Below are 19,839 nucleotides of genomic sequence, written 5' to 3'. Positions count from 1 at the left end.
CTCCATTCATCGTCGATCCTCGATCACCTCCCGCTGGCAGGCCGCTAACTGCCGGGCAACGTCGTCGGCGTCGCTGGCGAGTTCGAGAAGAAATCCAGCAGCCGCTGCCGAAAGTTCGCCGGGCGCTCGACCATCACGTCCGGCGGCACCGGCGCCAGCCTGGGCGGCGGGATCTCCACAACCCGCAGCGGCGCTGTCGGGGTCGCGCAGGCGCAAAGTGCCAGCGCGAAGAGCGGCGCGATCCGCCGCCCGAACGTGGTTCGCTTCATTGATCCTCCGTTGATAATCCGTTGAGACGTCTGCAAGGGCCTGGGCGTGGCGCTGCTCTGCCGCGCGGGCCTGCTGCTGCAGCACCTGCACGCGCTCGGCCACGGCCTGGGCGGTGTCGCGCTCCCGCGCGAGGGCATCGGCCCCGGCATGCTGGGTGCCATCGAGCCACCCGATCACGCCGGAGGCGGCGCACAGCAGCACGATGGCCAGCGCCCGCCAGGGCCAGGGGATGATGGCCGTCAGCACGGTCAGGCCCCCATCACCGGCACGTACTTGGCCCGCCGCACCACCATCACGTTGCGCACGTGGGTGCGGTTGATGTCGAAGGCGCTGAGGCCGTAGCCCTGCCACTTGGCGCGGCTCTTGGTAGAGTGGTGCTCCACATGGCCGAACCACCGCCCGGGGTCGCAGCCGGCCACCTGGGCACACAGGCGCCGTTCGGCCATCACGCCGCCCTCACCCCCGTTGTAGGCCGCATCGCACATGGCCAGGGCGTTGTAATCGTCGCGCACCAGGCGGGAGAGGCGCGCGTGGCACGTTCGCACCTTCACCACCACGGCGCGTAGCTGCAGGCGCGGGTCGTAGCGGTTGGCCCACGTCCAGGCGGCGAGCGACGGATCGAGGCGCGACACCTCAGCCAGCGCATCAAAGCGCAGCCGGCCATCCGCCGTGTAGGCCCGGGTGAACTGCCCCAGCCCGACGCCCTCCTCCCGGCTGGTCTTGAGGGTGGCCCGCTCGCGCCAGCCGCTCTCCTGCTCCACCAGCGCCCCCAACATCGACGGCATGCCCATGCCCGGCCAGCGGGCCGCGATCTCGGCCTGCAGGGTGGGCAGGTGCGTTACCGCGCCCGGCGGCATGGGCGCCGCAAAGGCCCGCGGCGCCACCGCCAAAAACAGCAGCCCGGTGAGCAGGCACAGGCCCAAGTAAGCGAGCCCGGCCGCCACGTTGCCACTCCGGATCTGGTCGGCCAGATCCTTGCCACGCACCGCCTCGGCAAACGCCCGGCGCAGCGCATAGACGAGCGGCGCCGCCACCAGCACCCCGACCAGCGTGCGCAGCTGTTCGGTCACCTGCAGGCCGCCGGACGGGTCGCCCGCCAGATACCAGCCGCCCACCACCAGCACGGCCACCCACAGCACCCAGAAACGAACCGACTTCAACATCACATCACCCCCATTTTCTTGAGAAGAATCGTTGCGAGCAGCCCGGCCCCAAAGCCCACGATGCCTATCGTCCAGCCGGACGTGAGCTTCTGGACGGGCTGCGCCTGTTCGAGGTCGCGCAGCCGCGCCTCGAGGTTTTCCGGGAGGGTTTGCTCAAGGTCGCGCACCCGCTCGGAGAGTTTGGAAAGGGCCGAGAAGGCCCGGTCGAGTGCCGACGACACCGTCTGGTGGCGCTCCTCGAGGACGGCCAGGCGCACCACCGCGTCGGCCATCTTCGACATGGCGCTGCGGATCTCGCGCACGTCCTCCCGCACGCCTTCCAGCGCCTCCTGCACCTGCCCAATGTTTGGCTCTGCCACATCACCCCCTAAAAAAGAAAAAACCCGCCGGAGCGGGTTTCAATCGCGGTGCAGACGTCTGCACGCCATGCGGCGCATGCTGCCCTTTAAATGGCGTCCAAGGCAGCGACCACTTCTTCCATTGCGGCGACCACCTCCGCCGGACGATTGAGCCTCGACACGCGATCCTTCCCGTTCACCCGGGTTGCCTCGATCTGCGGGCCGATCACCAGATTCCACTGGTCGCCAACGGCGATGATCCGGTCCGCCGCTTCGCGGGCGGATCGGTTGGCTTCCGGCCTCGACTCACCCGCGATATACGGGAAGCCGGCCACACAGTCCGGATAGCCCGCCGCCGCATAGGCCTGCGCCTCCGCGTACTTGGCGGTATAGGTGGCATCCTGCCCCGGCACCGACGTGATGTAACGAGCGCGCGCACGCCCTGCAGCCACATCGATCTGCTCTGCCGCCGCAGCCCGCACCGCCTTCGGGGTCGGCGACGACGCCCACCGCCACGCCTCGGCATCCCACGACCAGACCACGAGCTCCGTATCGGCGGGCCGCGGCGGCTGGTACTCCACCAGCTCGCCCGCCTCGACACGCCAGCGCTGCGGGTCGGGCGGCGCGGCGTCGTAGCGCCACACGCTCATGCCTTCCGGCACAAGGCGCAACATCAGCGACTCGTCGGAGCCCGCAACGAGACCCCCCGTAAACAGCCCGTCAGGGCCATAGATCGCACCCATCATCGTTTTATCACCTCAATTCGCGTTGTTTGCTTGACGTACATATACGCGCTCGACGGACGCAGCTTCACGAAGATCCGGATGTTCTGCACCGGCGGCAGCACAAACGATGTCGTGATCGAATATCCCCGTTCGTCGGCACTCGGAAACTTGGCGACAACGAAGTCCGACACCAGCGTGTACTCGGCTCCCCACGGAGGCCCCAGCCCGGGACCGCTCGGCGTGCCAGGAATCGCCGTGATGCTGCAAATGACGTCGGTGGCACCTTGCGGCCAGAACATCCCGCAGCTCGACACCGCCACGACCGCGCCGGTCTTTGCCTCATCAAGCAGGTCGAAATAGCCGATTGCGGACGCAGCACCCGACAGGAGCCCGGAATAGGTCGAACTGCCGGCCTGCATGACGGACGTGGCAGCCTGCGATGCAAGCTGAGTCGTCCCCATCGCCCCATCTGCGACCAACGTCGAGACATTGCTTGCAGATATCTGGCCAGCGACGTTCACGCCTAAGGTGGCGCCCACGGTCGCATTGTCCTGGGGCTTACCGGCTCCCGTCACGCCAGACCAGTTCGCGGTCTTTCCCAAGTTCGCGCCGTCAGCGAGCTGTGCCGTGTTAGTAACAGCCCGCGCCCCATCTGACCATGGCGAGAGCACGCTTTGAGCGTCAAGCGCCTCGCCGATGTAGGCCTGGTCGCAGAACACATAGGCATCAGCCCCTGTCATGTCGCGGAGCTTGATGCAGAGCGACATCCACCTGGTGCCAGCCGGCGCGACGGCAAAACCTCCGGTCTTCTTGAAGTCGGCCAGCGTAGTTCCGCCGGGCTTCTCGGCCACGTTGCTCCCTACGGTAACCTGTGTAAGTGCCCCAGTAGCGTCATACCAGTTGATACACACCGCTGCGGTGCAGCGCATAGCGCCAGTCAGCGCATGAGCCTCTACACGGGTACCCGGGAGCACCTGAATCTGCTGCGGATGAACATTCCACTCCAGCTCTCGCCCGATGACCACCGGACCGACAGCATGCAAGAACCGCGACGCCCCCCCGGGCATTGCGTAGGTAGCCCACGCCGGGAGCACATACCCCTTCTCGGCCTCGCTGCCGGCAAACCCGCTACCTGCGTTCGTCCAGACCGACCACCCGTCATCATTGGGATAAAGCGGATGTGCCGACGTGTTGAATGCCCGGTTTGCCCCACCTACCGCACTGACCGGCGCCGACCCCAGCGTCACGGTCACCCGCGCACCGGCTGCGCTGTAACCGCCCGCACCATCGAGCATGCGCGCCTCGAAGGTCCACGTGCCGGCAGCAGGCAGGCTGGTCTCGAATCGACCGGCCTTGTAGAGCACCACCGCACCACTGCCCATGGAGGCCCAGGCGGTCGAGCTGCTCGCCGCGCAGCGGATCTCGATGTACCCCACGTCGGCCGACACGGCATCGACGGCCCAGGTGAGGACGCGCGTTCCATCCGCCGCAGTCGAAACCCCAAAGCCGGTGACGGCCGGCGGCAGCGTGTAGCGACCGACGATGTTCCGCGAGCCGCTCACCTTGGCCGATGCCGGCACCCGGCCGGCGCCGTCGTAGCCCAGCACCGCCACATTCACCGTACCGCTCGACGGCACATCGATCCGGACCGACGAGCCATCCACCAGGCCGAGATCGATCCACGGCCCACCATTGACCTGATACCGCACGCGGCGCGTTGCGATGTCCCCCTTCTCCGACCACGTTGCGATGAGCACCACCGAGTAGCCCGCGCCGGCAGGCACCAGCTCCTCGGCAAAGCGCAGCCCGGTAATCACCGGGTCCGAGGACGTCCAGGGCGTGACGGCCGGGGGCGTGTAGGCACCCGACTCGTAGGCGTAATACTCGTCCGGATCGTCCATTGCCGTGATCCGGACCTCGGTCATGCTCGCCGGCTTGATGTCGGTGATCTTGAGACGCTTGCCCGGCGTGGCCTTGTAGTCGGCCACCCAGCGCCAGTCGATGGGGTGATCGGCGTCCGGCGCGCTGGGCAGCGGATCGAGCAGCGTCACGCTCGCCACCTCGCCCGCAACGTACTGGACACGGCAGGTGGTCATGGTGCCGTCAGGCGACACCACGGTGATCCAGCTACCTGCCGCGTTCAGGGTGATGCTCCGGTCGAGCTGCAGCACGGTGGTCGAGCCGCCCACCAGCCGGCCGGACATGCCCCACTGGGTCATGTCGTGGGAGAGCATCACCACGTCGCCACGCGTGACGACAAGGCCTTCCATGTCTGTCACCCAGCTCACCATGCGGCTGCGATACGCCTGCTGGGCGGCCTGCAGGCGGCACTCGCGCACGGCTTGGTCGCGGTTGGTGACGCCCCACAGCTCCAGCGCGGCGGGTTTTTTGGGCGTGGTGACGCCCGGCGCCAGCACGCGGATGGTGTCGGTCTGCCAGTTGTTGGCGGCGTTGATGTAGGTGAGCGTGATCTCGTCGGCGGCGGCCTCGGAGCCATATACCACCTCGAAACTGCCCTGTTTGATGTTACTGGGGCCGAACACGGCGATCACCGGGAGGCTGGCTGCATCCCACAGCACACCGAGCTTTCCCGTGGCCCAGCTGGGCGACCCACGGCCGCAACGGGTGATGGCTTGCAGGATGTCCCACACGCTCTTGGCGCTGTCGATGTGGATGTTGCAGGTGAGCGCCTTGGTGTTGCAGTAAGTGCGCCAGGCGTTGACGGACGCGAGATCGATCTCGCTATCTTGCAGGCCGGCGCCCCACAGCAGGCGCCCACCCATGCGGTAGCCGCGGGCGTAGAGCAGAAAGAGGTCGGCCGGGTTGGAGGAGTACTCACCCGGGGCGATGGGCTGCGAGACGACGCCCGAGAGCGTGGCCACGGTGCCGTTGAGCTGGCCAGAGGCGAGGATTTTGACCGCGAGGAAGGTCTGCCCGGTGAAGCTGCCGGCCTGGGATTGGTAGCTTTTGACCGCCACAAGGCTGATGTCGGACGTGGCGCGGCTGTCGGTTTCGTCGGGCGACACGCGGGTGACGCGGATCTCATACTGGCCCTTGGCCACGTCGATACCGTAGGTGCGACGGATGGGCGTGGCGCTGGCCCCGTTGATGTGGAGCACGGCCGAGCTGTCGGTAAGGTAGTCGGGCGGGGCTGGGTCGCTCACGGGGCGCTCGGCGTAGGGGCGCCACCACCAGCCGCCAACACCGTCAACGTGCGCAGCGGGACTGCGGTTGCCGTCGTAGGCAGTCTGCTTCCAGTACGGGTCGCCCATGCCGGCGAGCGGGGTGTACGTGTAGCCAAGGGACCAGTAATGGGTGTAGTAGCCGTAGCTGGGCGCATCGCCGATGGGCAGCCAGGTGGCGGACCCCACGGCGCGGTATTCGAGCTTCACGTCCACGGCGCGGCCGATGAGGCCGGTGTCGCCTGTGTAGAACAGGATCAGTTGCAGATCCAGCTCGATGCGGGTGGTGTCGATGCTGGTGGTGCGGGTGACCGGGCCCCCGGCCACGCTGACAGATGCGCCCGCGAGGGTGTCCACGTTGTAGGGCATGAGCGTGGGCATGGCGTCTTCGGTGTACTGGGTGACGACGCCGGAGTAATCGGAGAGCGGGGTATCGCCGATGCGCAGATCCGCCACGCGCAGCGGGCCTTGGCCACCGCGCAGGCCAACGTGGAACACCTGGTAAAGATATTGGTCGTCGCCCACATTGACGGAGTAAGGGCGGCTCGCGAGGTCAAAATATACCCGGTGCGTGCCCAGGGTGAGGGCGAGCGGCTCATACGGCCGGGGCTGGTTGCTGCCGCCGGCCAGGCTGTAGGTGGGGCTGTCCTTGGCGGTGGACATGGCGCGGCCGAGGTCAACCTTCGGGCGCGGGACAAGCGCCGAGACGAGCATGCTGCCCGCAACAGTGACAACGGCCGTGCCGATCATGGCAGGCGTGAGGGTGGTGCCCGCAATGAACGTGGTAGCGGCAATGCTGCTGCCCGTCATCCCGGTGGCAAGCGCCATGCCAAGATACGGGGCCGCAATCATGAGCGCAATCATCGCCACCATGGCGACCACCTGAGAGCCATCCCCCCCCGCCACCGCCGCGCGCACCGTGATGAGCGTGCCGGGCTTGGGCTTGACCCGGTGCAGCCACTCGCGCGGGATCACGGTGCGATCCACCGCCACGATCACCGGGCCGGACAGATCCACACCGAGGCGCGTGAGATAGGCATGGAGGGACTCGCCACCGGTGGGCGGATCGAAGGCCACCACGCGCCCCTCGGCGGCAAGCAGCGGGTGCGGAGACCAAACAAGCGAAGCCTGCCGTGCAGACGTCTGCACGGCAGCAGGAGAGATCAGATCCATGTGTAATACCCTTCAACGCTGAGGCCGAACCGCGCCAGATCGCGCAGCCGAACCACGGTGGCCGCACCCGCGCTGCGGGTGGTGTGCAGGATGCAGCCCTCGCCGCCCTGCTCGAAATAGGTGCCCACATGCCACGGGCGGGCAAGCGGGCCGCGCCGCATGAGCACCACGGCGCCCTCCTGGGGCTCATCGAGGCGCCGCGCGTGATCGGCCTGCAGGCTGACCAGCATCGCCGCCGACGCGGCAGGATCGTCGGGCCGCTCACCCGGGATTGCGACGGGCCGGCCAAACACCTCACGCTGCACATCGGCAGCCAGGGCGGCGCAATCGTAGGTGCCGGGCACATAGGGGCGCCCGATGTAAGTCTCGCTCCAATGCGCCATCAGAAAATCCCCGGCATGGTCTGCGGATCGGCGCGGATACCCACCGCCGGCACATCGAGCAACCGGGGGAAGCCCAGCTCGCCCGACACCTCCGAGACGGTCGCCCTTACGTTGTTGAGGTACATGCTGATCTCCCACTCGATGTTGTCTGGCGCGCTGCGCAACACCTGCATGAACCGCACCTTGGCATTGCGCCCGCCGGCAGACTGCTCGATCCACTGCATGAGCTCTCGCCCGATGTTGTCGACGCCCAGCTCGGCACGCGGCTGCTGGCCCTGAACGTCGTCGGGCAGCCGAACCCGGAAGCCCATGCCGACGAATACATTGCCGTTGCTCACCAGATCCTGCGAATCCCCCACCACGCGCACCGGCTGCGGGAGCGCCTCATGGGTGATCTCCAGCAACACAAGCGGCGGATCGTCGGACACGGTGCCGTGCAGCTGCCGGCGGGCGGTAAGGCTGTAGGTGCGGCTCATTGCCAGGTCTCCAGGGTGAGGGTGAGGCGCACGCCTCGGTCGAGGGATGCGGAGCCAAGCAGCACGGCATCGCCTAGCTCGCCGGCCTTGATGCGAGCTTGCCGGGTGCTGCGGGTGATGGGGTCGAGCCAGTCAAACCACAGGGCGCCGTGCTTGATGTCGGTCTGGAACCAGGTGATGAAGCTGAGGTAGTCGGCTCGGGTGGCGAAGCGCACAACCGCGGGCCGGCGCACCATAACGCGGCTTTTGACGCGGACAACCTTTGGGGGGCCGGATTCCATGTCGGTGCTCTGCAGCGCGGTTTCGCGCTGCTCGGCGTAGCCGTCGAGCTGGATGTGGGCATAGCTGGGCCAGGCAGGCATGGATCAAGCTCCCAGGGCCTGACGGATCGGCCCGTTGTTGTTGAGGTCGCGCAGCACGACACGTACCACCATGCCGTCCACGTCGAGCGTGGGCTGCACGGATGCGGCGCGGGCCGGCTGGCTGGTTTCGTTGATGATCTCTACGCGTACGGACTGCACACCGCCGCTGCCCCGCCCTTTCATGGTGACGGGGATGCTGCGGCCGTCAGGCAGGGGGACGAAAGCTTCATTCATGTGACCTTCGCCAAAGAGGGCGATCTGCGGGCTGGTGGCCACGCCACCGGAGGCGTAGGCCTTGAGCGGCAGCGGGCCCGCGGAACTCATGATGCCGCCGTCGGCGAAGCCGAACATGGCGCCCCAATTGACGCTGCTGAGCGCCGTAGTGGCCGGGCCGGTGACGTTCTTGTAGATCATCTGCGCCAGCACGTCGGAGAGGATGCGATTGGCGAAATCGGCAAAATCTGCGAGGCTGGCCTTTCCGCTGGTGAGGGCGGTGGCGATGCTCTTGGCGCTGTCTTTCCCCCAGCCGTCGATGATGCGCTCGAGGTCATCGAACTCCTGTTTGCCTTTGTCGGCCACGTTGCCGAGGGCAGCAGTGGCTGCCTCCTCGAACTGCTCAGCCGTGATCGTGCCACCCTCGAGAGCTTCGGCCAGCAACTTCATGTCGGCGCGGGTTTTTTCGAGGCGGGCGGAGTCGGTGGCGGCGAGCAGCTCGTTGAGGCGCTTCATGTCGGTCGCCGCTTTTTCGGCGACGATGGCGGCTTCGGCTTCGGCCCGGATGACGTCCTTCAGTGGCTCGGACATGGCCTGCCATTCGGGCGAATTGACGATGTCGTAGAGGGCGCGTTCGGAGCGGGTGAGTTCGGCATTGGCAACGGCGGCGTCGAGGCTGATGTCGCGCAGCCGCTTGAGGGAATCCTCGAACGGCTTGTAGCGGGCTTCGGCGTCCTGGATGAAATCCCCCAGGGGGTCTTCGACTTTCTTGGCCTTAGCCTTGGGGGTCTTCGGGGGCGCATTGCCACTGAAGCCAACATCCGGTTTATTGCCGCTGCCCTGCCGATCACGAGGATCCTTATTGGATTCTGGATCGTCGCCGAGGGCCTCAGCCGCTTGGCGAGCCTTGTAGAACTCGTAAAGCCGCTGTTTATCTGCCAGCTTTGACTCGTAGTTTTCCTTTATGAACTTTACATTCCCCAGCGGACCGAGATTCTCAATTGCCTTCTTGAGCCCTTCGATATCGCGTCTGGCATCTGCGGCCTTTTTGCCCCACGATTCATTGAATGGCCCTTTCATTCGGCCAACCTGATTGATTATTTCGAAGAACCCAAGACCGGCCGTCGATGCATCTTTGAACTCGTCGGCCAAGGCGTTCAGGGCCGGAATTGCCGCGTTGCCAATACGCACCTTGAAGTCGTCGAAGGTAGCCGCGAGACGCTTCATGTTTTTGTCGTACTGATCTGCGGCGTCAATCTGGGCTTGCGTGATCTTGAGGTACTTGCCGCCGACTTCTGCGACGTCGTTGAGCGTCGGGATCAGCTTGGCGCCCTCCTTGCCGAAGAGGGCGGTCATGACGGCCGCCTTGCCGGCGCCGTCGGCGTAATCCTGCGTGGCGTTGGCGATGGCGATGAAGGCTTGATCAGGCGACATCTGGCGGATGTCGGCGACGTTGAGCCCCAGGGCTTCCAATGCCCGGGCGGCGTCGCTGCTGCTGTCGCCGGCTTCGTCGAGGGACTTGACGAGCTTGGAGAGCGGGCCCTCCATGTCGGCGATGGTCTTGCCGCCGAGCGCGGCGCCAGCCCGGATCTGGGAGAGGCCGTCGACACTTGCGCCGAAGGATTCCTGCATGTCCTTCATGGCGCCGGTGACGTCGACGGCATGATTGACGATGCTGGCCAGGGCGGCGACGGGCGCTGCCGCAGCGAAGACGGCCAGGGCCGCGGAGGCCGCGGCAAAGACCCCTTCGAGGCGCTTGGCGCCGGACTCCGACACGGCCACGGCGCGATCCATGCCGTCTTGCAGCTTGGCGAGCTTGGCTTCGATGTCGATTGATAAAGTGGCAATAGCCATGACTACTCCTGCCGCGGCCGGTCGCGGATGGCGACGAGCTGCAGCACCAGGGTTTCAATGTCAGTAATACCGAGCAGCTCGGCGACCACTTCCAGGGCAGACCAGTCGAGCTGACCGCCCATGAGGTTCCAGGCGGCGACGGCAAAGCGGGTGGCGGTGTCAGGCGAGGCGGCTGGCCGAATGGCCTCGGGGAGATCGAGGCCATCGAGCCAGCCAGTCAGTTTCCCACTGCGGCCTGTTGGCTTGCCTTGTGGTCGGTGTAGGTGGCGAGCACCGCTTCGGCGAGGGGGCCGTAGAGGTCGAGGCGATCGGACAGCCATTCCGTAAGGAGGTCGGGGCTGAACGGGGCCGGGTGCGGGTCGCCCCCGGGGATGATGTCGATTTCGTTGACGCCATCCCACCCGACGACGAACTTGAAGAGGTCGGCGTGAGCGGGGTTGCCACGCCAGCGGGCCATGTCGAGGTCGGTGGGGCGGCGGATCACGAAGGTGTGCGCGCCGATGGGCTTGCGGACTTCGCGGGCTGCCCGGAGTTTGTCGAGGAGGCTCATGGCTTAGCTCGCGTAGTAGGTGGGAGTGCCGTCCATGGTGATGGAGCTGGGGGTGGTGACTTTGTCTTGCGCAGAGCCGCCGGGCAGCAGCGTACAGGCGGGGTAACCACTGAAGACCATGGTCGGACCGCCGGGGCCGAACGTGAATTTGAAGCAGCGCTTGGACTGCAGGTCGGTGGCGTTCTTCATGGCTACGAGGCCGGCGTCGGTAACGTCCCAGATATTGTCGAAGCTGTAGCTGGCGGCGCTGGGGAGACCGGGGATCTGGGTGCGGCCGTTGGCGTGGATGGTGGTGGTGTCGATGAAGTCGTAATCACCGCCCGCGGCATTGACGGTGAGCATGGTGCCGATGCTGGTGCCGAAGGTGATCTTTTGCGCCGTGCCGCCAGTGAAGGCGTCGTAGCCGGTGGTGTTTTCGCCTTCGAGCACGAAGGTGGTCGAGGCGGAGGCGGATACGCGGAAAACGCGGCTGTCGATCTGCCGCATGCCGCTGGCGGCGATAAGGACGTAGTCGCCGTTGGCGTAGCCGTGGGCGGCGGAGGTGGTGACGGTGGCAGTAGCGCCGATGGCGACGCTGCTGATGGTGACGGCGGCGGCGATGGCCGATTGCATGGCGACGGCAACGCCGGTCCATTTGCGGACGGTGGGCATGGTGCGGGCTCCTGATAGTGAAACGGCCCGCAATGGGCGGGCCGGGGTGGTGGAAACGGGGAGGGGTTACAGCAAGGTGCTACAGGTTGATGAGCAGGGTGACGGTGATCTCGACGCCCTCGAGGCCGGTGGCTTCGTCGGCAATGTCCGCGCGGTTGGTGGGCAGGTTGCCGGAGGCTTGGAGGGCGGCCTGGATCTGGTCGCCGACGGCGTTGGCTTGGGTACGGCCACTCCCCCACGCCTGGACGCTGAGGGTGACGTCTTCTGCGATGCGGCTGCCGTGGAGGGTGTCAATGCCTTGGGTGTCGGTGCGGGCGAAGACGATGGCGGGGTAGCCGGCGCCTTCGGGGAGCGCACCGGGGTAGATGCGGTCGGCGACCAGGCCGGCGAGGCCTGGGTGGGCATCGAGAATGGCGTAGAGGGTGCTTTCGGCGCTCATGGTTTGCTCTTGGCGTTGAGTCGGTTGATGGCGGGGATGGCTTCGCGCATGAAGACGCTGATGGCGTCTTGGCCCTTTTCTTTGGCGGCGGTGGTGAGAAAGTATTTGCCGGGAATGCGCCGAGCTTTGCCGCTTTCGAGGGCGCGCTTGCGGACAAGGGCGCGGGTGTGGCGGCCGCCGCGCACACGCTGCCCGCCGGCAACCCAGCCGAATTCTTGCCACCACCAGTAGTAGGGGTCATTCGGGTTCTTTGCCCCTGCCCTGCCCTGTTTGATCTGGGCCTTGCCGCGGAGGGGCTTGACGCTGACGAAGACGCCGACGTCGCCGGCCCGGCTGGCGAACTTGCTGGCCCGCACGACGATGTTGCGCTTGACGGTGCCGGGCTTGCGGTGGCGTGCAGACGTCTGCAGGACGGGGGCGCCGGCCCGTGCGGCATCGCGCACGGTGTTGCCGGCGAGGCGCAGGGCACGCTTGAGGGCGCCTTTGCGGATCTTGTTGGGGACGTCGGCGAGGGCGCGCTTGAGGTCGGCGAGCCCTTCTATCTTGACGGTGACGTCATAGGGCATTGCGAACCCCCGAGCTGGCCATGATTTCAAGGTGGAGCCCGTGCTTGCCGACGGGGGCGATGCCGATGATGTCGAGGGGCACGTCGCCTTCGGTGCTGTGCCAGACGAGGCGCATTTCGCGGGTGAGGCCGGGGCGGCGGTGGATGATGACGCGCATGTCCATGGCGGCTTGCACCTGAGCGGCGGCGATGAATTCGCGGCCGCGCAGGGGCTGGACGTCGGCATGGATGCGGGTGGCGATGTCGCCCCAGGTGGTGACGGCGTCGCCGATGGCGTTGCGGGCGTCGGTGCGCTGCTGGATGCTGATGTGGTGCTTGAGGGTGCCGGCGCTGATGGGTTTGGTGCGCTGCTGGATGCTGATGGGTTTCATTGGGGGACCTCGTGGATGCAGTAGGGGTCGAGCAGGCGGTCGACCAGGGGCATGGGTTGCAGGCCTTCGGCGCTGGCTTCGGGGTTGTTGAAGAGCTGGGCGACGTGGGCACGTATCCAGCGCTTGATGGAGCCGGGGACGCTGGCCGGGGTGTCGCCATAGCCGACGGTGAGGCGGATGCGGACGGCGTTGGGGATGGCGCGCGTTTCGGGCCAGGTGGTGCCGTAGCCGGGGAAGAGCCAGCCGGGTTCGGCGTCTTTGTCGAGCAGCCAGGCGGGGGCCGTGAGGCTTTGTTGGGCGCCCGCAGTGTCGGTGTAGGTGACGCTGACGATGCTTTGCACGGGCGGCGCCGGGAGCTTGACGGGGCCATCGGGGAAGGCGTCGAGGACGACCTCCCAGGTTTGGGTGATGAGGGCGCGACCGAGCTTGCGCTCGGCCGCGTCGGTGACGTCCGCGATGAGGTCGGCGATCAGGGCGTCGCTGTCGGTGGTGTCGAGGCGGAGGTCGGCACGGACTTCGGCCAGAGTGACGGCGCCGACGGCGGGGGCGGTGATGCGCTTGTAGATCATGGTGGCGGACGGGCTTGGGTTTGAGGGGGCTTACTCGGCGGCTTCGGCGTAGTTGGCGTCGATGAGGATCTGGGCGAACTCTTTGTCGAAGGTGGCAATGGAGCCGGCGGGGTAGCAGCCTTCGGGGCCGGCCATGGTGGCGAGCATCTTGACTTTCATGGGGGTCTCCTGCCCCGTGGGCCGGGGCGTAGTGGGTGGGAGGGGTTAGACCGGGCCGCGGCGCAGCAGGGCACCGAGGACCTTGGCGGAATAGACACCGCCGGTGGTGGCACCGGCGACGGTGACGAGGGCGCGGACGTAGCGCTTGCGGCCCATGTAGCCGATCTTCTGGATGACGTTGCTGGCGAGGGCTGCAGGGGTACCGATGAGGTCGCCCGCCGCGACGGTGGTGAAGGTGGTGTTGTCGTCGCTTTCCTGGATCGACGGGGTGTGGGTGCCGTCGGTGATGGTGCCGGGGTCGAGGATGACGACGACCTGCGAGCTGTTCATGGTGTCGACACCCGTGCCCGTGACGGTGGCGGTGTAGGCGGCCGGGGCGATGCTGCGGCCGACTTCGATGGTGTTCTTGAAATCTTGCATGGTGGCTCCTGGTGGGTGTAGGCGCCTGCGCTGGGCAGGCGCCGGGGTGGCGAGGGCTTACGCGAGCTTGACGCGTGCGAAGGCTTCGGGAAGCACGGGCATGCCGTCGGTTTCGAGGCGGCCGATGTAGCCGGTCTGGTTGCTTTCGGCGTAGAGTTCCTTGAGCACCTGGATCTGCATGTCGAGGGCGTCGGCGATCCAGTAGTGTTCCCAGTTGGCGATGACGCCGACGTACTTGCCGGTGAGGAAGATGTTGGGGACGTACTCGGACATGTCCACCGGCAGGCCCAGGACCATGTCGGATTCGCCTTCCTTGCGGGAGGGGTTCCAGAGGTATTGGCCCGTGGTGTCCTTGAGCTTGGCGATCTGTGCGACGCCGTCACGGTGGAAGAGCCAGCGGGCCTTCTTTTGGTGGGCGGGCTTGAGGGCGTACTTGGCACTCACCAGGCCGTCGAAGGTCATGCCGGTGGTGGTGTTGCCGGTGGCGATGTCGCGGGTGGTGGGGATGCCGGAGTTGTGGGCCGTGAAGACGCCGAGGGGCTGGCTGGAGCCGCTGCCGATCAGGAAGGCTTTCTCCTGCGTGATGCCGAACTTGTAGGCAAGCCGGGTGGCGACAAGGGTGCCGACATCCATGTTGCTGTTGTTGAGGAGCTTGTTGCTGACCTTGAGCCGCTTGGCGAGGGGGCTGGCGAGCATTTCGCGCTTGCCGAAGCTCATGGTGCTGTCTTCGGCGCCGGAGGCGATTTCGCTGGTCCAGTCGGCATCGGCGGGGTCGTTGTCGAGGCTGGGGGCGCCGAGGCTCGAGTAGCCCTTGATCTTGTACTTGGTGGCGTAGCGGCGAATGAAGACTTCGTCATCCACGAACTTCAGCAGCGTATCGACGAACAGGGTGGGGGCAATGGTGTAGCCGCCCTGGGGGGAGACGTCGGCGGAGAGGGCGCGCAGCTGGTCGCCAGTGAGGCCGGAGCGGCCGTTGAGCAGGAGGCTGCGGAAGGCGGCACGGTAGGCCTTGCTGTCGCGGCCGGCGCCGTCGGGGCCGTCGTCGGGGTTGCCATCATTGGCGCGCTGCTCGTTGAGCTGGGTGCCGGCGAGGCTGCGTTCGAGTTCGACCTGGCGCTGTTCGGCTTCGATGGTGCCGCGCAGCTGTTCCTGGTCGGCGAAGATCTTGTCGTACTGGCCTTGCTCTTCGGCGGTGAGGCCGCGCTTTTCGGTTTCGGCTTTGGCGAGGATGCCGCGGGCTTGGTCGACGAGCTGGCTGCGCTGGTGGCGGAGGTCGTTGAGGCGTTTGGTCATGGTGTGGCTCCTGGTGGGCTGCGAAATGAAAAGGGCCGCGCGGTTGCCCGGGCGGCCCTTGGTGGTGCTGCGGGTGTTGCGTTTATGCGCTGAGGTCGAGCTGCATGCGCAGGTGCTGGATGTGCCGGAGTGCGGCGGCGTGCTGTTCGGCCTGGGCGGCGGTGCTGCCCTGCCCTTCCCAGCTGCGCAGCTCGCGGACGGCGACGTCGGTTTGGGGATAGGCGGGGTAGGTGACGGGGGAGACGTCGAAGAGGCGGACGCGCTTGAGGGTGCGGATGACCTGGCCGGCGTCGTCCTTGGCCCAGTCCTGGCCGTTGGGGCGGAGACTGAAGCCGAACGACATTTGATTGACGTCGCCGCGCTCCATGCTGATGAGGAGGTCGCGCGCCCATTGGGTGTCGGGCGGGTCGATTTCGATGGCGAGGCCGCGGGCGTCTTCGGCGAGGACGAGGGTGCCGGAGAGGTTTCGGCCGAGGACATAGTCGGCGTTGTGGTTCCAGAGGGCGCGGACGTCGTCGAGCTTGATGGCATCGGCGAAGGCGCCGGGGGCGATCTGTTCGCGGAAGCCGCCGAGGTCTTCGGAGAGTTGGTTGAAGACGGCGGCGTGACCGCGGATGACCGGGCGTTCTTTGCCGTCCTTGGCGCGGGTTTCGATCCGGAGCGCGTCGCAGTGGAAGAAGCGGCGTTCGAGGTCTTTCATTGGAGCTTTCCTTTTACGGTTTCGGCCAGGAGGTCTGCGGGCGTCATGTTGAGGGGGGTGAGGTATTCGTCGAGCCCCTCGGCGCGGTTCATGTTTTCAATGGCGCGGACTTCGTTGCGGTTCATCCAGCCGGTGAGGATGGCGGTGCGGAAGTAGTTGGCGCGGGCGGTGGCGTCGCCCCGCAGGAGGCCGTCCACCAGGAATTCGACGTAGTAGTCTTGTTGCTCGGCTTCGCTGAGCAGGCCGCGGGTGAGTTCTTGTTCCCACCGGGCGAAGTACGGCTGCATGGTGTAAACAACGAAGTCGATGGACTGTTGTTCGATGTTGCTGAAGGTGGCGCGCTCGAGGTCGCCGATCATGTGCGGGGGGACGCGGTAGATGCTGGCGATTTCGGTGCGGTGGAGCTTGGTGCTTTCGATGTACTGGGCGTCGGCCATGTTGAGGGCGAAGCTGTTGTATTTCATGCCGGGCTTGAGCATGGCGGTCTTGTGGCGGTTGGCGCCGGTCATGCTTTCTTGCCATTGCTCGCGGAAGCTTTTGCGGGCGGCGTCGTCCTTGAAGTCTTTGTCCCATTCGATCCAGCCGCCAGTGGGCCGGGCGTCGTTGGCCCAGAAGCGGGCGCCGTAGTCGGCGGTGGCGATGGCGGAGCCGATGGTTTCGCGCTGTACGCCGATGGGGGTGAGGGGCGTGACGCCGTCAAGGGTCATGAAGGGGATGCGCAGGACTTCGTCTTGCAGGAGGGTGATCTGCCCTGCAGACGTCTGCACGCGATAGGCGAGCTTGCCGCTGTCGAGGAGGCCGGCGCGGATGTTGTCGGGGTGGATGGGAATGAGCTGCCGGCGGCCGCGGGGGTCGCCGACGATGCGGCTGTAGGCTGCGCCCTTGAGGCAGAGGTGGGCCACGCCCATTTCACGCCAGGCGAAGCTGGTCATCCAGCCATTCGGGGCGGCGTGCAGGAGCGGGTAGAGCCAGTGGTCGGTGGCGCGCTCTTTGCCGCCGCCAGGCTTGCGCCGATAGACGATGAGCGGGACGCTGGCGAGGGTTTCGGAGAGGACGCGGACGGCGGAATAGACGGCGGCGACGCGCAGGGCTGATTCGACGGTGACGGCGACGCCGGACATGGCGAGGCCGCCGGTGAGCCATTCGGCAAGGGCGGGGTCGCGGGGGTGGAGCCCGCGAAGCAGCCAGGTGGTGAAGCGGTGGCGGAGGTTCATAGGGTGTCGAGGCTTCCGTCGTAGACTTTGGTTTCGGTGACGTTGGCGAGCGCACGGCCGATGGCGATGATGCCGGCGACGATGGGGTCGATACGTTCGGTGCTCTTGCCCTTGTTGGGGCGGTAGTTGCCGTTGCTGTCGCGCAGGAGCGTGACGTTGCCCGCGCACCAGCGCAGGACGGGGTGACCGCCGTGCCGCAGGCGCCTGGAGATCACCAGCTCTTCAAGCCGCTTGGAGGGGGCAGAGAGGTGGCCGAAGTTTTGCGGGACTTTGACCATGTCGACGCCGTCTTCGAGCAGCTGGCTGGTGAGGTGCGTGGCGTTCCAGGGGTCGATGCCGACCTCGCGGAGGTCGAACAGGCCCTTGGCCTTGAGCACTTCTTGCCGGATGCGTTCGTAGTCGGTGACGTTGCCGGGGGTGGCGATGAGGTGACCGCTCTTGACCCAGTCGGGGTATTGCACTTTGTCGCGCTTGGTGCGGGTTTCGATGTTCTCTTCGGGGCAGAAGACCCAGGATAGGAGATACCAGTCGGGGTCGCCTTCGACCGGCGGGAAGACGAGCTCGAAGGCGGCAAGGTCCGTGGTGTCGGCGAGGTCGAGACCGCCGTAGCATTCCCGGCCGTGCAGCGCCGTGACATCGATGGGCTTGGCGCCCTTGTCCCATACGAAGATGTCGAACCAGGCTTGGGCTTGATTGACCCACACGTTCAGCTCCTTGGTGAGAAAGTTGTTGAGTTGGCTGGGCACCTCGGCCGCCGACCGCGCTTCGGAGCGCATATAGGCGAGGCTCTTGGCGGTGCCGAGGCTGGGGTTGGCTTTCTTCCAGGTGGCTTCCTTCCGCCAGTCGTCGCCTTCATCGAGCGTGAAAATGACGCCGAAGTAGGCGTCGTTGTCGACTTCACCCTGGAGGATCTGCACCAGATAGCGACGCTGCTCGGTGCAGATGCCATAGGGGATGAATCCGGCGGTGGTGATCGCCAGTAGCAGCGGGTGACGGCGGGCGCCCATCGCGGAGCGCATGACGTCCCACACGCCGCGGGTCTTGTGGGCGTGCAGTTCGTCGATGAGCGCAACCGATGGGTTGAGGCCGTCGAGGGTGTCGCTGTCGGAGGCGAGCGGGTCGAACTTGCAGCTGCCGTCGAGACTGGTGATCTTCTTGCGTGAGTCGAAGACCTTGAGCACGGCCGAGAGGGCCCTGCTCTTCTTGACCATGAGCGCGGCGGGATCGTAGATCTCGAGTGCCTGCTCCTGCTTGGTGGCGACGCTATGGACGTTGGCGCCGGGCTCGCGGTCGAACCGGGTGAAGTACAAGCCGAGGCCGGCCATCCAGGTGGACTTGCCGTTCTTGCGCGCGACTTCGATGTAGCCAGTGCGGAACCGGCGGGAGCCGTCGACGTTGCGCCAGCCAACCAGGACCGCGGTGAAGAACTGCTGCCACGGGTCGAGTTCGAAGGGCTTGCCACCGAGCGGACCTTCAACGTGCACCAGGAACTTCGGAAAGAACCCGATGCAGTGCGCCGCGTGGGCCGGGCTGAATTCCAATCCGCGCTTGGCGCCGTCCTGCAGATCCTGGTAGTGCCGATAAACGGACAGCCAGGTGTACTCGCAAACGACGATCTTGCCCGTGAGGACCGCAACACCGTAGGCGTCCCACGGGTGCAGTACGTCCGGGATCAGCCGGGATGCGCGCTTGCGAAGCCCAGCACGTCTTCGAACAGATCGCCGGTTTTTGGTCCGCCCTGCCCTTCCTTGACCTTGGCCAGGGACGGGATCGTCAGGCACGCTTGAGGCAACCATTTTTCAAGCACCTTCAGATTCTGGTAGTAGCGCTGCGTCCACGGCGCCATGTAAGGGTTGCCGGCTTCGGAGATGAGGTCTTCTCCCTTCTCCGCCATGTCCTTCAGAGATTCGATGACCTTCAGCCAGGCCCGCACGATGATCACAATCGTTATGCCGGCAGTGCGGTGCTCGACCCCGGACAGCTGGAGCTGCTCGCAGATGTACTCCCACACCCGACGCTCTTGCGTGCTCAGGTTCGCCCCGGGTGGCGGCGACGGAGACACGACCTCGCCTCCAACCGGGCGCGCGGCGGGTTTCCCGAAGCTGCCGGAAATCACCTTCAGATCAGGCGTATCACCGTCCACAATCGCCTCCTGGCTTTCAGCCATAAAAAAAGGCCACCGAGCGTGAATAAACGCTTCAGTGACCTGCAGCCTGTTACCCCCCTCCCCCCTCAAAAATCCCTGCGCGAGGTTCGGGACCTTGGTGCTCGGTCCTGCGGGGTTGGGAGGTAGAGATTTACACCCCCCTCCCCCTCCCCCTACCCCTCAACTTCTCGCGATCAGTCTTCGCGCGATGGCATGAAGAACATAGGGTCTGGAGGTTGTCGTCATCGTCCGTGCCGCCTTCGGCCTTGGGCCGGATGTGATCGCAGAACGCCGTAAATGGTTTGTGACCACAAGGCGTCACACGGCCCTGCCTCAAGCACTCCTGACAAAGCCCGTTGTCTCGCTCCAATATCTGCAGTCGCTTCGCGTCCCAGTCCGTCCCGTAGCCGCGCTGATGCCGCGTCCCCCGGGAGCGGTCTGCGAACGACCCGGCCGCAACTACGTGAGCCTCGCAGCGACTACCACCAGGCACAGCTCGTGCCTTACAGCCCGGGCTCGTACATGGCTTTGGTGCAGATACAGGCATGCCGCCCCCCAAAAGCGAAAGGCCCGCCAGCGGTGACTGGTGGGCCTTAGACGCAAAAATACTGCTATAGCCGAAT

The 19,839-nt window shown here is 66.0% G+C and carries 23 protein-coding genes; all 23 read right to left on the bottom strand.

The window, feature by feature from the left end; translation table 11 throughout:
- Positions 1-6: 6 nt before the first annotated feature.
- A complete protein-coding gene (locus tag ACE3N6_RS10065; protein WP_374245337.1) occupies positions 7-516 on the bottom strand; it encodes a lysis system i-spanin subunit Rz in 510 nt (169 codons plus the stop codon).
- A 2-nt stretch (positions 517-518) separates the two neighbouring features.
- Complete coding sequence (locus ACE3N6_RS10060; protein ID WP_374245336.1) at positions 519-1,433, bottom strand: hypothetical protein; 915 nt, start codon at positions 1,431-1,433, stop codon at positions 519-521.
- Positions 1,433-1,792 carry a hypothetical protein gene (locus ACE3N6_RS10055; protein WP_374245334.1) on the bottom strand — a complete coding sequence of 120 codons (360 nt, stop codon included), beginning with the start codon at positions 1,790-1,792 and terminating at the stop codon, positions 1,433-1,435. Before ACE3N6_RS10055 ends, ACE3N6_RS10060 begins: the two co-directional genes overlap by 1 nt.
- An 86-nt stretch (positions 1,793-1,878) precedes the next feature.
- Positions 1,879-2,517 (bottom strand): hypothetical protein, encoded by a 639-nt coding sequence (locus ACE3N6_RS10050; protein ID WP_374245332.1) that lies wholly within the window; start codon positions 2,515-2,517, stop codon positions 1,879-1,881.
- On the bottom strand, positions 2,514-6,851 hold the full coding sequence (locus ACE3N6_RS10045) for a host specificity factor TipJ family phage tail protein (protein WP_374245330.1): 4,338 nt from the start codon (positions 6,849-6,851) through the stop codon (positions 2,514-2,516). The genes ACE3N6_RS10050 and ACE3N6_RS10045 overlap by 4 nt, the downstream gene beginning before the upstream one ends.
- Positions 6,842-7,234: a hypothetical protein gene (locus ACE3N6_RS10040; RefSeq protein ID WP_374245328.1), complete on the bottom strand. Its 393-nt coding sequence runs from the start codon at positions 7,232-7,234 to the stop codon at positions 6,842-6,844. Before ACE3N6_RS10040 ends, ACE3N6_RS10045 begins: the two co-directional genes overlap by 10 nt.
- The gene (locus ACE3N6_RS10035) at positions 7,234-7,710 is read right to left on the bottom strand and encodes a DUF1833 family protein (protein WP_374245326.1); all 477 of its coding nucleotides are present in this window, start codon (positions 7,708-7,710) and stop codon (positions 7,234-7,236) included. The genes ACE3N6_RS10040 and ACE3N6_RS10035 overlap by 1 nt, the downstream gene beginning before the upstream one ends.
- Positions 7,707-8,072 (bottom strand): hypothetical protein, encoded by a 366-nt coding sequence (locus tag ACE3N6_RS10030; RefSeq protein WP_374245324.1) that lies wholly within the window; start codon positions 8,070-8,072, stop codon positions 7,707-7,709. The genes ACE3N6_RS10035 and ACE3N6_RS10030 overlap by 4 nt, the downstream gene beginning before the upstream one ends.
- A 3-nt stretch (positions 8,073-8,075) precedes the next feature.
- A complete protein-coding gene (locus ACE3N6_RS10025) occupies positions 8,076-10,139 on the bottom strand; it encodes a hypothetical protein (protein ID WP_374245322.1) in 2,064 nt (687 codons plus the stop codon).
- Between the two features lie 217 nt (positions 10,140-10,356).
- Complete coding sequence (locus ACE3N6_RS10020; protein ID WP_374245320.1) at positions 10,357-10,689, bottom strand: hypothetical protein; 333 nt, start codon at positions 10,687-10,689, stop codon at positions 10,357-10,359.
- A gap of 3 nt (positions 10,690-10,692) precedes the next feature.
- Entirely contained in the window at positions 10,693-11,340 is a 648-nt protein-coding gene (locus tag ACE3N6_RS10015; protein WP_374245318.1) for a phage tail tube protein, read from the bottom strand.
- Between the two features lie 79 nt (positions 11,341-11,419).
- A complete protein-coding gene (locus ACE3N6_RS10010) occupies positions 11,420-11,779 on the bottom strand; it encodes a DUF3168 domain-containing protein (protein WP_374245316.1) in 360 nt (119 codons plus the stop codon).
- Complete coding sequence (locus tag ACE3N6_RS10005; protein ID WP_374245314.1) at positions 11,776-12,345, bottom strand: HK97 gp10 family phage protein; 570 nt, start codon at positions 12,343-12,345, stop codon at positions 11,776-11,778. The genes ACE3N6_RS10010 and ACE3N6_RS10005 overlap by 4 nt, the downstream gene beginning before the upstream one ends.
- Positions 12,335-12,715: a phage head closure protein gene (locus ACE3N6_RS10000; protein ID WP_374245312.1), complete on the bottom strand. Its 381-nt coding sequence runs from the start codon at positions 12,713-12,715 to the stop codon at positions 12,335-12,337. The genes ACE3N6_RS10005 and ACE3N6_RS10000 overlap by 11 nt, the downstream gene beginning before the upstream one ends.
- Complete coding sequence (locus ACE3N6_RS09995; protein WP_374245310.1) at positions 12,712-13,284, bottom strand: phage head-tail connector protein; 573 nt, start codon at positions 13,282-13,284, stop codon at positions 12,712-12,714. The genes ACE3N6_RS10000 and ACE3N6_RS09995 overlap by 4 nt, the downstream gene beginning before the upstream one ends.
- 30 nt (positions 13,285-13,314) lie before the next feature.
- A complete protein-coding gene (locus ACE3N6_RS09990) occupies positions 13,315-13,443 on the bottom strand; it encodes a hypothetical protein (RefSeq protein ID WP_374245308.1) in 129 nt (42 codons plus the stop codon).
- A 45-nt stretch (positions 13,444-13,488) separates the two neighbouring features.
- On the bottom strand, positions 13,489-13,863 hold the full coding sequence (locus tag ACE3N6_RS09985) for a hypothetical protein (protein WP_374245306.1): 375 nt from the start codon (positions 13,861-13,863) through the stop codon (positions 13,489-13,491).
- 57 nt (positions 13,864-13,920) lie between these two features.
- Positions 13,921-15,156: a phage major capsid protein gene (locus ACE3N6_RS09980; RefSeq protein WP_374245304.1), complete on the bottom strand. Its 1,236-nt coding sequence runs from the start codon at positions 15,154-15,156 to the stop codon at positions 13,921-13,923.
- Positions 15,157-15,238: 82 nt separating this feature from the next.
- Positions 15,239-15,856 carry an HK97 family phage prohead protease gene (locus ACE3N6_RS09975; RefSeq protein ID WP_374245302.1) on the bottom strand — a complete coding sequence of 206 codons (618 nt, stop codon included), beginning with the start codon at positions 15,854-15,856 and terminating at the stop codon, positions 15,239-15,241.
- Complete coding sequence (locus ACE3N6_RS09970) at positions 15,853-17,070, bottom strand: phage portal protein (RefSeq protein WP_374245301.1); 1,218 nt, start codon at positions 17,068-17,070, stop codon at positions 15,853-15,855. Before ACE3N6_RS09970 ends, ACE3N6_RS09975 begins: the two co-directional genes overlap by 4 nt.
- Positions 17,067-18,611, bottom strand: a complete 1,545-nt coding sequence (locus tag ACE3N6_RS09965; RefSeq protein WP_374245299.1) for a terminase large subunit — start codon at positions 18,609-18,611, stop codon at positions 17,067-17,069. Before ACE3N6_RS09965 ends, ACE3N6_RS09970 begins: the two co-directional genes overlap by 4 nt.
- Positions 18,612-18,742: 131 nt before the next feature.
- Positions 18,743-19,237: a hypothetical protein gene (locus ACE3N6_RS09960; RefSeq protein WP_374245297.1), complete on the bottom strand. Its 495-nt coding sequence runs from the start codon at positions 19,235-19,237 to the stop codon at positions 18,743-18,745.
- 130 nt (positions 19,238-19,367) lie between these two features.
- Entirely contained in the window at positions 19,368-19,763 is a 396-nt protein-coding gene (locus ACE3N6_RS09955; RefSeq protein ID WP_374245295.1) for an HNH endonuclease, read from the bottom strand.
- Positions 19,764-19,839 lie beyond the last annotated feature (76 nt).

The sequence above is a fragment of the Zoogloea sp. genome (genome assembly GCF_041904905.1).
GTDB lineage: Bacteria > Pseudomonadota > Gammaproteobacteria > Burkholderiales > Rhodocyclaceae > Zoogloea.
Note: the sequence above shows the minus strand (reverse complement) of the source record. Positions and strands in the feature narration are given on the sequence as shown.

Excerpts from the sequence above, each read along its gene's own strand:
- ACE3N6_RS09980 (WP_374245304.1), bottom strand. The coding sequence starts at position 15,156 with ATGACCAAACGCCTCAACGACCTCCGCCACCAGCGCAGCCAGCTCGTC.
- ACE3N6_RS10045 (WP_374245330.1), bottom strand. The coding sequence starts at position 6,851 with ATGGATCTGATCTCTCCTGCTGCCGTGCAGACGTCTGCACGGCAGGCT.
- ACE3N6_RS10040 (WP_374245328.1), bottom strand. The coding sequence starts at position 7,234 with ATGGCGCATTGGAGCGAGACTTACATCGGGCGCCCCTATGTGCCCGGC.
- ACE3N6_RS09990 (WP_374245308.1), bottom strand. The coding sequence starts at position 13,443 with ATGAAAGTCAAGATGCTCGCCACCATGGCCGGCCCCGAAGGCTGCTAC.
- ACE3N6_RS10025 (WP_374245322.1), bottom strand. The coding sequence starts at position 10,139 with ATGGCTATTGCCACTTTATCAATCGACATCGAAGCCAAGCTCGCCAAG.
- ACE3N6_RS10030 (WP_374245324.1), bottom strand. The coding sequence starts at position 8,072 with ATGCCTGCCTGGCCCAGCTATGCCCACATCCAGCTCGACGGCTACGCC.
- ACE3N6_RS10000 (WP_374245312.1), bottom strand. The coding sequence starts at position 12,715 with ATGAAACCCATCAGCATCCAGCAGCGCACCAAACCCATCAGCGCCGGC.
- ACE3N6_RS10015 (WP_374245318.1), bottom strand. The coding sequence starts at position 11,340 with ATGCCCACCGTCCGCAAATGGACCGGCGTTGCCGTCGCCATGCAATCG.
- ACE3N6_RS10035 (WP_374245326.1), bottom strand. The coding sequence starts at position 7,710 with ATGAGCCGCACCTACAGCCTTACCGCCCGCCGGCAGCTGCACGGCACC.
- ACE3N6_RS09970 (WP_374245301.1), bottom strand. The coding sequence starts at position 17,070 with ATGAACCTCCGCCACCGCTTCACCACCTGGCTGCTTCGCGGGCTCCAC.
- ACE3N6_RS10010 (WP_374245316.1), bottom strand. The coding sequence starts at position 11,779 with ATGAGCGCCGAAAGCACCCTCTACGCCATTCTCGATGCCCACCCAGGC.
- ACE3N6_RS10020 (WP_374245320.1), bottom strand. The coding sequence starts at position 10,689 with ATGAGCCTCCTCGACAAACTCCGGGCAGCCCGCGAAGTCCGCAAGCCC.
- ACE3N6_RS09960 (WP_374245297.1), bottom strand. The coding sequence starts at position 19,237 with ATGGCTGAAAGCCAGGAGGCGATTGTGGACGGTGATACGCCTGATCTG.
- ACE3N6_RS10050 (WP_374245332.1), bottom strand. The coding sequence starts at position 2,517 with ATGATGGGTGCGATCTATGGCCCTGACGGGCTGTTTACGGGGGGTCTC.
- ACE3N6_RS09995 (WP_374245310.1), bottom strand. The coding sequence starts at position 13,284 with ATGATCTACAAGCGCATCACCGCCCCCGCCGTCGGCGCCGTCACTCTG.
- ACE3N6_RS09975 (WP_374245302.1), bottom strand. The coding sequence starts at position 15,856 with ATGAAAGACCTCGAACGCCGCTTCTTCCACTGCGACGCGCTCCGGATC.
- ACE3N6_RS10005 (WP_374245314.1), bottom strand. The coding sequence starts at position 12,345 with ATGCCCTATGACGTCACCGTCAAGATAGAAGGGCTCGCCGACCTCAAG.
- ACE3N6_RS09955 (WP_374245295.1), bottom strand. The coding sequence starts at position 19,763 with ATGCCTGTATCTGCACCAAAGCCATGTACGAGCCCGGGCTGTAAGGCA.
- ACE3N6_RS09985 (WP_374245306.1), bottom strand. The coding sequence starts at position 13,863 with ATGCAAGATTTCAAGAACACCATCGAAGTCGGCCGCAGCATCGCCCCG.
- ACE3N6_RS10060 (WP_374245336.1), bottom strand. The coding sequence starts at position 1,433 with ATGTTGAAGTCGGTTCGTTTCTGGGTGCTGTGGGTGGCCGTGCTGGTG.